Origin of the sequence: Streptomyces ovatisporus (genome assembly GCF_042653885.1) — a bacterium.
GTDB classification, from domain to species: Bacteria; Actinomycetota; Actinomycetes; order Streptomycetales; family Streptomycetaceae; genus Streptomyces; species Streptomyces ovatisporus.
In genome coordinates this window covers 454,719-466,625 of sequence record NZ_JBHSFH010000007.1, presented here as the reverse complement: position 1 = coordinate 466,625, position 11,907 = coordinate 454,719, and the positions used below count along the sequence as shown (strand labels likewise).

Here is an 11,907-nt window from a genome sequence, read left to right as displayed (position 1 = left end):
GCCCCCGGAACGCGAACAGGGCCTCCGAAGCGGCGTACGCGCACTTCGAAGGCCCTCGCGGTGTGGAGCTCGGGTGGAGCCTAGGGGAGTCGAACCCCTGACATCTGCCATGCAAAGACAGCGCTCTACCAACTGAGCTAAGGCCCCGCTGCGCACAAGAGTACCGGGTCCGCAGAGCGAATTCCGACCGGGTATCGCCCCCCGTCGGCCGCCGTCCGTAGGATGCTCGCAAGTTCGCGCCAGCGAAGCGCCAGGGGAGTCCAGGGGAGACGAGATGGACGCAGCACAGCAGGAATCCACCGCGAAAGCGCGTGAGCTGCAGACCCAGTGGTACGGGGAACCGCTGGGGACGCTCTTCCGCCGCCTCATCGACGACCTCGGACTCAACCAGGCGCGCCTCGCCACCGTCCTCGGCCTCTCCGCGCCCATGCTCTCCCAGCTGATGAGCGGGCAGCGCGCGAAGATCGGCAACCCCGCCGTCGTACAGCGGGTGCAGGCGCTGCAGGAGCTGGCCGCCGAGGTGGCGCGCGGCGAGGTGAGCGCGGCGGACGCCACCCAGCGGATGGAGGAGGTGCGGCGCACCGCGGGGGGCAGCGTCCTCAACAGCACGGCGCAGACGGCCTCTTCGGGCAGCGCGTCGCAGACGCCCGTGAAGCGGGTGGTGCGGGAGATCCAGTCGCTCCTCCGGTCCGTCGCCGACGCCGCTGACATCCTGGAAGCCTCCTCCGCGCTCGCCCCGGCCCATCCGGAGCTGGCAGAGTTCCTCCGGGTGTACGGCGCGGGCCGCACCGCCGACGCCGTCAAGCACTACGAGTCCCACCAGGACTGATCCGGGCGGGCCGGCCGGAAAGGCGGGCAGCGGCGTCCTCCCGGCCGTTCACCGGTACACAGCCGCGCTGAGCACGAGCACCACCCGCGCACGGGCGCCGGCACGGGCACGGGCGCACGTACCGACGGGCAGCCGGGCCACCGGACCGCCCGCTCATCGGAGAATCCGGGCGATCAGCCCGGCGGGCAGCGGGCAACCGCGTCATCGGAACAAGGGGCAGGGGCACAGGGTCATGGGTGAGGTCTTCGCCGGCCGCTACGAGTTGGCCGACCCGATCGGACGCGGCGGAGCAGGCGCGGTGTGGCGCGCCTGGGACCGTCGTCGCAAGCGGTACGTCGCCGCCAAGGTCCTCCAGCAGAGCGACGCGCATTCGCTGCTGCGGTTCGTGCGCGAACAGGCCCTGCGCATCGACCATCCGCACGTTCTCGCCCCTGCGAGCTGGGCCGCCGACGACGACAAGGTCCTCTTCACGATGGATCTCGTCAGCGGCGGTTCGCTGGCCCATCTCATCGGCGACTACGGCCCGTTGCCGCCCACGTTCGTCTGCACGCTGCTCGATCAGCTGCTGGCGGGACTGACCGCGGTGCACGCCGAGGACGTCGTCCACCGGGACATCAAGCCCGCCAACATCCTGCTGGAGCCCACCGGCAAGGGCCGGCCGCACCTGCGCCTGTCCGACTTCGGCATCTCGATGCGCAAGGGCGAACCCCGCCTGACCGAGACCAACTTCATCGTCGGTACGCCCGGCTACTTCGCCCCGGAACAGATGATGGGCGCGGACCCGGACTTCACCGCGGACCTGTACGCGGTGGGCCTGGTCGGGCTGTACCTGCTGACGGGGCAGAAGTCCGACTCCATGGAAATGCTGGCCCGGTACGAGCACGGCGTGCCGCCCGCCCCCGAGCGGGTCCCCGAGCCTCTCTGGCAGGTCCTCGGGCAGCTCCTGCAGCCCGACCCGGAGCACCGCTTCCGCACGGCGACGGGTACGCGCAAGGCGCTGGCGAGCGCTGTGGAGCTGCTCCCGCCGGATGCGACTGCGGAACAGGAGATCGTCGAGGTCTTCGACCAGATCGGGCCGCTTCCCCAGGGTTTCGGACCCGACGGGCCGGCCCGGGACGGCAGCTCCGGCGGTGCGGCGACGACCACGCCGGGGGCCGGGGCGCCGGCCGCGGGGGCGGCGGCCACCGGCGCGGCAGCGTCCGCACCCTCGCCGCCGCCGTCCCCGTCGTCGACGGGCAGCTTCCATCTGCCGCCTCCCCAGGGCGGGTTCGGCAGCATTCCCGAGCAGCCCGGCACGCCTCCGACTCCCACACCCGTCCCCATGCCCGCGCAGCCGGCCGCGTCGTCACCGGCAGGCCCACCCGGACAGGCACCGACGCAGCCGTATCAGCCCGTACCGCAGGGAACGTACGTTCCCGGAGCGGGAACGGGGACGGCAGCGGGCACGGCCGCCACGGTCCCCGGCGGGTCCGTCGCCGCACGCAGACCGGGACCGCCCCCGAAGGTGGCGGTCCCGGTGCTGATCGTCGCGTTGCTCTGCCTGGCCGTGGGCGTCTGGGCGCTGACCGCGGCCTGAGCGGACCTGGCTGGGACCCGCCCCGCCGGAACCCCCGGCGCCTGCCAGGCCCCCCGGCCCTAACGCCAGTCCGGCGGTGCGGGGTGCCCCTGCTGCGGATGGTGCTGCTGATGCAGTTCGTGCGCCTGTTGCGTCTGATGCTGCTCGGGCGACTGCTGCGGTTGCGGCCACATCGGCGCAGTCCCCGACTGCCCCTGCGCAGCAGCCGGTTGCCCCCCGCCACTGTGCGACGGACCCGCGGGCGGCCCCTGTACGGGAGCGCCCGTACCCGCTGTCGCCGCACGCCGCCGCGCCGCGAGCGTCCAGACGACGAGGGCGAGGATCAGCGCCGTTCCCGTCCCGATGCCTGCGTACGCGACCGTCCGAAGGGTGTCGCTGCGCTCTCCCTCCGCGGCGGTCTGGCCGCTCTCGGCCTGCTCCCTGTCCTCGTCGCTGACCCCGAACCCGGCTGCCGCGGCGTCCCCGTCGTAGTCGGGACCCGGCTTCGCCTTCCCCTTGACGTCGATGCGGAGAGTGAGCGGCGCGGTGGTCTCGATGACCTGGGCGGCCTTCGGCGAGACCGTCACCGCGAGGTAGTGCCATCCCGCGAAAGCGGCGTCGTACCCGTCGTCCGCGAACCGGTTGCCGTAGTCCACGACCGGCGTGTAGGCGAGCGTCTGGGCCGACTTGTCCGGGCTGTACGAGACGAAGCTCTCGTCGTCGAAGCGACCGCGGGCGGGGTTGTACGCCGTGAGCCCGAGACCGTTGTAGATCGTCGGCGGCAGGTCTCCGGACGACTTGACGCTGCTCAGCTCCACCGCGGCGTTGAGCCGTTGGCCCCAGTCGACGGGCACCCGGTAGAAGCGCGTCTCGCCGGGCCTGATGCGGTCCTTCCACACTCCTTCGGAGACGGCTCCCGCGTCGTTGAAGCCGGTGCCGCCGTGTGCGCGTTTCTTCGCACTGCCGGACAGGGGCGCAGGCGGCTCGTCGTCGGCTCCGTTGTCGGTGGGTACGGACGGCAGGGAACCCTTGACGGCCGGCTCCGACATGTACCGGATCTCCAGCGGCCACCGCGTCGGATCGGAGGTCTCCCCGCCGGTGCGTTCGACGGAGAAGAGGTACGGGCCCGCCTTCTGGCACTCGTCGTCCGCGCCGACGGTGCGGGTGGCGTAGTCGGCGATGGGGTAGGCGGAGCCGTCGCCTGAGAAGTCCGGCTCGTTCGAGCCGTCGCAGGAACTGCCGTCGACGGTCTCCAGCGAGAGCTTCAGCCCCTCACCCGCCGTCTGAACCTGCGCACCGGGCTTGGGAGCTGCCACGGCGGAGAGGAAAGCGCTCGTTCTCGCATCGAGGCTGACGCTGTAGTACTTCTTCTCCCCCCGGCCGATCGTGTCGCTGTACACACCCGGCCGGATCTCGGGTCCGTCGCCGCTGCTCACGGCACCCTTGATCTCCTTCGCGTCCTCGGCCGCCTTGTATCCCGGTACACCGCCTGGACCGTCCGACGGCGCGGCCCACGCCTGGCCGGGCAGCGCCGCCATCGCGCACATGGCCGCCGCGGCGGCTGCCGCTCGTACCGCCGGCCGTCTCCTCGCGTTCCGCTTCACCGCTCGTCGCCCTTCATCGCCCACGCCACCCTCATCAGCACTCGCCGCCATCGCCGCCACAGCCCCCTCGTCGCCCGTCCCGCGCACCGCTCGCGTCCTACGCGGCGTGACCGCCGTACCCGGCCGGTCCACCGGGTCCGGCAGGTCCGCCGGGCCCGCTCCGGCCGCTGCCGCCGCGCCGTGCCCGTACGAACCACAGCGCGAGTCCCGCCAGCAGCACGCCCACACCCGAGGCGATCGCCCCGACCGTGAAGCTGCTCCATCCTGCCCCGCCCCGCGCGGCGCTGTCCGCCTGCCCGTCGCTGCGGGAGCTCCCGCTGCCCGTACCGGCCTTCACGGCGGGCGAGTTGTGCTCCGGTCCCGCCTTGGCCTCGCCCTTGACGTCGACGCGGAGAGTGATGCGTACGTCCGGATTCTCCGCGATGCGGGCGGCGCCGGCGCCGAGAGTGACCGCGATGTAATAGCTGCCCCTGGTGTGGACGGGGACGACGTTCTGGCTGCTCTCCCAGCGGTTGGTCCACGAGACGGGCACCGTACCGCCGGACACCTTGCCCGGGTCGCCGTCGTACGTGTCGCTGGTGGAGAGTTCGCCGAGCCCCTTGGTGACCGGCTGCCTGGCCGGTGTGTAGGTGTCGGTACGGCTGAAGGTGAACTCCGGGCCGTACTCGTGCGCCGTGGGCTCGTTGCTGAACTCCACGTCGTAGCGGAGCTGCTGGCCCCAGCCGACCGGCACCCGGTACCAGAGGGTCTGGGAGGGCAGCACCTTGTCGCGCCACACGCCCTTGCCGATGGCGGTCGCGTCGTTGAAGCCCGTCCCGCCGTGCACCGTCCGCGGCCTGCCCTGCGGGAGTTCCGCGTCCCTGCCGCCCTCGCCGAACTCGGGCTGCGACTGTGCGGGCGTGACGCCCTTCTCCAGGGGCTTCTCGACGCGGTACGTCAACTCCAGCGGCCAGCGCGCACCGTCCGGACCGTCCTCACTCTCCACCCGCTCCACGGACAGCAGATAGCGGCCGGCGCCACGGTCGCACGTACCGCTGGAGTCCGTGCCGCCCGGGATGCGGCTCACGCCGGAGACCAGTGGCACACCGCCCTCGTCCTGGCCGAAGCGCTCTGTGCTCGACGTGCAGTTGCCGGAGGAGTCCGGCGCGGTCATCTCCGTGCGCAGCCCGTCGAGTTGACCGACGTGGGAGCCCGGCTCGGGCACGGCCGTGGCGGCGAAGGACAGCGTCGAGGCGCGGTCCGCGCGCACCTCGTACCAGCGCTTCTCACCGGACGCGATGGTGTCCAGATACTGGCCGGACGTGGCGGCGAGCCCCGCGGCCTCGCCCGCTTCGCCGCCGCCCTCGATCCTCTTCCCCTTGAAGCGGTAGCCGTCGGCGGAGAGCCGGCCCGCGCGCTGGAGCTGACGGGCGAGCGCGTCGGCGTCCGGTGCGTCGTAGTACGCGCCGTCGCCCTCACGGGCGATGCATTCGAGCTGTTCACGGGCCTTGCCGCGGACCTGGAAACCGATCGCGTCGATCCTCAGATCGATGCCGCGGCCGGCCAACTCCTCCGCGACCTCGCACGGTTCGGGGTTCCCGCAGTTGTCCTCGCCGTCCGAGATCAGCAGGATCGTGCGCTGCCCGACCGCGCCGTCCCGCACCTCCGGCAGGTCCTCGGCGGCCTTGCGCAGCGAGTGTCCTATCGGGGTGTCGCCCTTGGGACGTACCCGGGCGACGGCCTTCTTCATCGCCGCCCGGTCGAGCGGACGTACGGGCTCGGCGAGCCTCGTGTCGGTGCAGCCCTGCTCCTTCTCGGAACCGTAGAGCCGCAGTCCGGTCGGATGCCCGTCGGGCAGACTGTCGACGACGGTACCGACGGCCTTGCGCGCGGACGCGATGCGCGTGCCGCCCGAGCCGTCCTCGTCCGCCATCGAGCCGGACGAATCCAGCACCATGATCATCGAGCTGTTGTCTTCTGCAACGCCCCTCGGTGCGGACACCGCGGGCGTTGCGGCACCCAGCACAAGCAGCGCCCCCACCGAGGCGACACCCGCGAAGATCCCCTTAACACGGCTTCGCCGTGACCCCACCGACCTCATGTGCACCGTCCCCCTCGCACGCGCAGTGCCCGTTACGTCTTTGCGCCGGACTCTATGACTTTGCTCTCGCACACTGCAAGCGATAGAGCGTCACGGAACCGCAACAGCAACCGGGCCACCGCGCGCCGGGCGGAAGATGCGGTGCACACACACGAAGAGGCCCTGGCCGTCTGGACGGTCAGGGCCTCAGCGCAGGCTTTCTGGTTTTTTTCACACACTCGAACCTGACGGCACGGAGTCGGTCGCCTCCGTCCACAGATCCTGCTCGGCGCGGTCCGCCTGGATCTGGCGGTACACGAGGAGCCCGCCGATGGCGGCCAGTACGACCAGGAGTAGCTTCTTCACCGCGCTACCTCGTCCTTCTCAGAGACGTTGGGACCATCTTGGCGCCCGATGATACCCAACCGCCTCTGCCCGGACGGTGGTCCGCCCCCACGCGTGACGATCTTTCTCGACCGCCGCCCCGTCCCCGCGCGTGGCCCCCGGCACGTCGGAAAGCCCGCGTACCAGGGCGACGGGCTACTCCCACACATCCGCCTTGCCGCCGCGCCACTGGATCCGTACGGGATCGTCGAGGCGGACCTGGTCCGGGTCGAGCCCCGCACGGCGCAGGATCTCCACAAGGTCGGCGATGCCGTGGGCGTGGCCGAGTTCGTCCCCGTCGGGCCGGTCGGCGGTGATGCGGCGCCCGCCCGCCGGAGAGGGCGGATGCACGACTATCGACGCAGTCATACGGAAAGCCTGCGACGGTTCGGCGACTTCCGCATCCCGGGGCGACTCACCACGGAATCCCGGCGGCGCCTCACCACGAAACAGAGGCGGAGAGTACCGAATCGGACACATAGTGTGCTGACAGCACCTGCCCGTACCGCCCTTGAACAGGCCCACACCCGCGAGAGCCACAACTCCGGAGGACGACGCGCTCCATGACCCGACGCCGCCGACCACCCGGGTCCCCCCTGCTCATCGGCACCCGCAGCTCCGCGATGGCCCTCGCGCAGACAGAACACGTCGTCCGCCTGCTGCAACGCCTCGATCCCGGACTGCGCACCGAGACGGTCGCGACCACGACCGCCGGCGACACCTGGCCCGGTGACCTGACCCGGCTCGGCGGCAAGGGACTGTTCGTCAAGGCGATCGACGAGCAACTCCAGCGCGGGGAGGCCGACATCGCAGTCCACTGCCTCAAGGACGTCCCCGGCGACCGGCCCCTCCCGGACGGTCTGACCATCGCCGCGATGCTGCCCCGCGCCGACGTGCACGACGTACTGGTCGTCCCCGAAGGCTCCCCGGTCACCTCGCCCGCCGAGCTCCCCGAGGGCGCCTCGGTCGCCACCAGCGCGGTACGCCGCAAGGCCCAACTCCTCGCCGTCCGGCCCGACCTGCGCGTACTGCCCGTACGCGGCACCGTCGGCACCCGCCTCGCGAAGCTGGACTCGCCACGCCCCCCGGGGCCCGACGGCGACGGCGACCGCACCCCGGCGGACGCGATGGTGCTGGCCCGGGCGGGACTCCGTCGCCTGGGCCTGACCGCACGCGTCCGCTACGAGTTCCCGCTGGAAGAGATGCTGCCCGCAGTCGGAGCGGGCGTCCTCGCACTGCTGTGCCGCGAGGAGGACGAGACAGCCGCAGCACTCCTGCACCAGCTCGACGACCCGGCCACGCACGCCGAAGCGGACGCCGAACGTTCGATGCTCCACGGCCTGCAGGGCCACTGCAACTCCCCGATCGCGGGCCACTGCACCACCGCACCGGACGGCCGGCTCTCCTTGCGCGGCCTCGTCTTCTCCGGCGATGGCACCCGCTTCGCACGCGCCCACCTGTCGGCCGGCTCCGCCGACGACCCCGCGGCACTGGGGAGACGCGTGTGCGCCGAACTGTCGCGGCAGGGGGCCCGGCACATCATCGGAGCGTGACGACGGACGGCGGGGACCGTCCTCAGCCGTCCCCGGAGGGCCCGACGCTCTGTCCCGGCACGCTGCCCGCCCTGATGCCGGCCCCGTGCCGCGGACCCGGCGGCCCTTCCTTCCGCAGCTGCGTGACACCGCCCCGGTGCGTGAGGGCGTGTATGCGGCTGCTCCGTGCCTGGTTGAGCGCCCTTACGCCGTCCCGCACACACTGGTGATCCCAGCTCGCCCGCACGGCGCGTCCGCTCTCGGGCGGAACGAGCAGCGTCTCGATTGCCGTGAGCGCGCACTCGACCTTGTCCATCCCGTCGAAGGACGGCAGAGCGGCCACCTCCTCCCTCGCCCTGCCGATGGAGTCGAGGATCGGGAGGATGTAGGGCTCCCGCTGATGATGGTCCGTCACATCGATGTCGGGGATGTAGAACATGTACCGGTTCGCCGAGTCCACAGCGGTTATCAGGTGGTCCTGCGCCTTCTCGAACCTCGCCACGTCGTGCTTGACCATCTCCAGGGCGGCTTCCCAGGCGGTGTGCGTACGCGCGATCCACAGCTGGGCGACGATCGTGACCAGGCCCGCGACCAGCACGGATCCGGATGTCACGTAAGCGGCGATCATCGCGGGTGCCCCCATGTCCATACCGGAATCATGGGTTATGCGAGTCGGGGCAACCGGGCCAACCCAATAAGTCGGACGGTATCCAAGTGGGCCCCGAGCAGGGTCAGGGAGTGCCGTCGTCGAGCGGCAACGGCTCGAACGATGACCTCGTATCAGACCCGTGAGGGTCGAGGAACGTGATCAGCTCCCCGAGCGCGTTGTGCAGCCGGATCAGCCGGAGCCTGCCGGCGTTCCGGTCAGCGGCGAAGCGCCCGAAGTCCTCGATCAGCGGCGCGAACCACCGGACGAAGTCGGGGTTCTCACGGATCTCGTGATGGAACCGCAGGGCGGAGATGATTCGGTTGGCGTCTCCTGGTGAGGTGTCCGGGTCGATCATCAGGTCACCCAGCACCCAGGTCTCCCCGGTCCACAGCTGGAATGTCCAGTCCTCGGTCTCCTCGGAGGCCGCTGCGGACACCGCCCCGATACGCCGCATCAGTTCGACATTGCGCTTCCGGCTGCCCACGTCCAGATAGCGCGGCTCCTGGTGCAGCACCCGCGACCATCCGAGGTAGCAGCCGATGCGGTAAAGGGTGTCGTAGAGGTAGTAGTCCACGTCCCGTTGGTGCCGGTACCGGTTGGCAGCCCCTTCGGCAGGCTCGTCCAGCAGACCGCCCAGGTCTCTCTCCACCGCATTCGCGAGCCGTAGTCGGAGTGCCGTGGCGGCCTGCAACAGCGGCTCGGCGTACCGGCCGACCGTGTCGCGACGGGCTTCCTCGCGGAGCGCACGCTGCCGTCGCTGTTCGAACAACGCACCCAGCACCACAGTTGCCACGGCACTCGCCAGCGACACCCCGGCCGCCACCCATGTCACAGCATCCGTCCCGCTCAACCCGGCTCCATTCACGGCGTGCGCACGTCTCCATTGTGGCGCCCCGTGTGCAGCGTCGGCGGCCGGTCGGGTGCTTCAAACAGGCGCGCCCACAGCGAACTTGAGGCCGGCGTAGCCGCTCTGGGCTGACACTGCCTCGGGGCGGGAGATCGGGGACTCGTCGCCTTGCTGGTGGACATGCCCGAGGCCGACAAGGACAAGGGCTCGGCATGGAGCGGCCCGAGGCAATCACGTTTCTGAGGAACGTCGCGACCTTCACGAACGGGAACGCAAGATCGCCTGTGGCACTGAGCCGTTTCCAACCTGACCCGGTGAGTGGGTAGTTGGGCTGGGGCGCTGTCCGGACGTGAAGAAGCTCCTGGTAGACGGGTGATTGTCGAGATCAACTGTCCTGCCAGGAGCTTCCGCGTGCTTGTCTACCCGTCCGGCATCGATGTGTCCACTTCGACTCTGCGGTACCTGTCTGCCTGCCTGCGGACCCGCCGGCAGGAACGCGGAACACGGTGGCGCCGCCTGAGCGTGGGCGGCCAGGCGCTGCTCGTTCTCGCGCACCTGCGCTCCGGCCACACCTACGCCCAGCTCGCCGCCGAGTTCGATATCGGCACCACTACTGCATACCGGTACATCGCCGAGGCCATCGATGTCCTGGCTGCTCGCGCCCCGAGCCTCGCCGACACGATGAAGACCGCCTCAACCAAGGCGTTCGTGATCCTGGACGGCATGCTGCTGCCGATCGACCGCATCGCCGCCGACCGGCCCTTCTACTCCGGGAAGCACAAGAAGCACGGCATGAACGTGCAGGTCATCACTGATCCCGTCGGCCGGCTGCTGTGGGCATCACCCGCGTTGCCCGGGGCAGCCCATGACATCAAGGCCGCACGTACCCACGGCATCATCGACGCCCTGACTGAAGCCGGCGTGAAGTGCTGGGCCGACAAGGGCTACCGGGGCGCCGGCGGCGCCATACGGGTGCCCTACTGGGGGCGTTGGGAGACGCTGTCCGCAGGTCAGCAGGCCGACAACCGCTCGCACGCGAAGATCCGCGCGCTCGTTGAGCAGGCCATGGCCACTCTCAAGACCTGGCGACTCCTGCGCAAGCTCCGTTGTTCGACCACGCGGATCACCGGACTCGTTCAGGCCGTCCTCACCCTCCACCTGACCTGCTCAAGCTCAGATTGAAAACAGCTCACTGGCGCGTCAGCCTCCGGACCATGACGTGATCTTCTCGTCGGAGCACGGAAAGCCCGCCGTCGGTGTCAGTCGTGGGTGTCAAAAGGCCACCGCAGGATTCCTGCGGTGGCCTTCGCGCTGGTGGGGCTAGGAGGACTTGAACCTCCGGCCTCATCCTTATCAGGTCGAACACCTGGGGCCGTGGCCCTCGGTCAACCCACTGCGGACCTCGAAGAGTGGTCCGTCCGGGTTCGGCTCCGACCACCGGGGTCCGTCTCTGTTGGTGTCAGCCAGGAGCGGCGTGCGTCTTGCGCTGGCTAGTCGGACTCGGCACCGGTGATGTCGCCCCCGGCGTCAAGGGACCACCATCCGTCCTCAACATGTCCTCGTCACCGGGATGCCCAGGCGATGTGCTCCACGGCCGACTCCATGCATCACAGGCTTCGTACCAGTTCCAAGCCAGGAATGGCTGCACGCCCAGGGCCGTGACTACGAGCACCGTCGCCGTGGCGAGAAGCAAACCCGCCCTGTTCAACTTGCTATTCCAATCCGCCTTGCCCCGCCCGGCGGTTGCATCGTCCGCGGCAACCTGTTGGGCTACCAAGACCAAGACGGTGGGCCCGAAGTCACTCCGAGCCGCGCCGTCCTCCCCCGTGCCTGGGATGGCCTCTGGCCTTCCTCCCTGCGCGTGGACCATAATCACCTCGTTCCTGTAGTGGAACACGGCCACCCGCGAGTCCCTGGGCAAGAGCGACTCCGCGGGTGGCCGCATTCGTGAATGGGCCACCTCCCGGCGGCCGTGACGGCGATTAGTAAACATCATCACGGCCAGCATTTCAAAGGCGCATCACATTTGCATGATGACCAAGCTCAGGGCGCACCCCACTTCACGGATTCCACCGCTTCGAATTAAAGCCAGGAAAGCTTTCCCACCTGCGGTTTTCTAGCCTCCGCAGACGTAGTGCACCTCAAGCTGCACGCCGCAATCCTGGGACCTATCGAGTTCCCGCCCAGCCGGGCTGCCGAACGGCCGGGTTCCCGCCCAGCCGGGCTGCCGAACGGCCGGTCGCCCGAGTACCCTCCCTCCGATTTCCGTCGCAGATTCGCGAGTTTACGCATCCCAAGTTCACGGTTTCCGATAGCAGTTTCCTCCACGGCTTTCACGCCCTCCAGTGCACAGTTCCCCATCACAGATACGCGAGTTTTCGCGCACCCCAAGTTCACGGTTTCCGATAGCAGTTTCCTCCACGGCTTTCACGCCCTCCAGTGCACAGT

The 11,907-nt window shown here is 69.9% G+C and carries 10 protein-coding genes and 1 tRNA gene; 4 read left to right on the top strand and 7 right to left on the bottom strand.

The window, feature by feature from the left end; all coding sequences use genetic code 11:
- Positions 1-74: 74 nt before the first annotated feature.
- Positions 75-147: transfer RNA gene (locus ACFPA8_RS15860), tRNA-Ala, on the bottom strand.
- 127 nt (positions 148-274) lie between these two features.
- On the opposite strand from ACFPA8_RS15860, the gene ACFPA8_RS15855 reads away from it, so the two are divergent.
- Both ACFPA8_RS15855 and ACFPA8_RS15850 read left to right on the top strand, forming a co-directional pair.
- Entirely contained in the window at positions 275-829 is a 555-nt protein-coding gene (locus ACFPA8_RS15855) for a helix-turn-helix domain-containing protein (RefSeq protein WP_386448678.1), read from the top strand.
- 232 nt (positions 830-1,061) lie between these two features.
- Positions 1,062-2,405: a serine/threonine-protein kinase gene (locus tag ACFPA8_RS15850; protein ID WP_386448675.1), complete on the top strand. Its 1,344-nt coding sequence runs from the start codon at positions 1,062-1,064 to the stop codon at positions 2,403-2,405.
- 59 nt (positions 2,406-2,464) lie between these two features.
- On the opposite strand, the gene ACFPA8_RS15845 is transcribed toward ACFPA8_RS15850, so the two are convergent.
- The 4 genes from ACFPA8_RS15845 to ACFPA8_RS15830 all read right to left on the bottom strand — a co-directional run bounded on the left by ACFPA8_RS15845 (position 2,465) and on the right by ACFPA8_RS15830 (position 6,800).
- Entirely contained in the window at positions 2,465-4,012 is a 1,548-nt protein-coding gene (locus tag ACFPA8_RS15845) for a hypothetical protein (RefSeq protein WP_386448672.1), read from the bottom strand.
- 73 nt (positions 4,013-4,085) lie between these two features.
- Positions 4,086-6,068 carry a vWA domain-containing protein gene (locus tag ACFPA8_RS15840; RefSeq protein WP_386448669.1) on the bottom strand — a complete coding sequence of 661 codons (1,983 nt, stop codon included), beginning with the start codon at positions 6,066-6,068 and terminating at the stop codon, positions 4,086-4,088.
- Between the two features lie 210 nt (positions 6,069-6,278).
- Positions 6,279-6,413: a DLW-39 family protein gene (locus ACFPA8_RS15835; protein WP_386448666.1), complete on the bottom strand. Its 135-nt coding sequence runs from the start codon at positions 6,411-6,413 to the stop codon at positions 6,279-6,281.
- A gap of 174 nt (positions 6,414-6,587) precedes the next feature.
- Positions 6,588-6,800 carry a hypothetical protein gene (locus tag ACFPA8_RS15830; RefSeq protein WP_386448663.1) on the bottom strand — a complete coding sequence of 71 codons (213 nt, stop codon included), beginning with the start codon at positions 6,798-6,800 and terminating at the stop codon, positions 6,588-6,590.
- A gap of 194 nt (positions 6,801-6,994) precedes the next feature.
- On the opposite strand from ACFPA8_RS15830, the gene hemC reads away from it, so the two are divergent.
- On the top strand, positions 6,995-7,984 hold the full coding sequence (hemC, locus tag ACFPA8_RS15825) for a hydroxymethylbilane synthase (RefSeq protein WP_386448655.1): 990 nt from the start codon (positions 6,995-6,997) through the stop codon (positions 7,982-7,984).
- A gap of 22 nt (positions 7,985-8,006) precedes the next feature.
- Here the strand turns inward: hemC and ACFPA8_RS15820 are convergent, their stop codons facing one another.
- Positions 8,007-8,612, bottom strand: coding sequence for a hypothetical protein (locus ACFPA8_RS15820; protein WP_386448652.1), 606 nt, complete (start codon positions 8,610-8,612; stop codon positions 8,007-8,009).
- Positions 8,613-8,694: 82 nt separating this feature from the next.
- On the bottom strand, positions 8,695-9,462 hold the full coding sequence (locus tag ACFPA8_RS15815) for a hypothetical protein (protein ID WP_386448649.1): 768 nt from the start codon (positions 9,460-9,462) through the stop codon (positions 8,695-8,697).
- A 408-nt stretch (positions 9,463-9,870) separates the two neighbouring features.
- Between ACFPA8_RS15815 and ACFPA8_RS15810 the strand changes: the two genes are divergently transcribed.
- Positions 9,871-10,641, top strand: coding sequence for an IS5 family transposase (locus tag ACFPA8_RS15810; protein WP_386449476.1), 771 nt, complete (start codon positions 9,871-9,873; stop codon positions 10,639-10,641).
- Positions 10,642-11,907 lie beyond the last annotated feature (1,266 nt).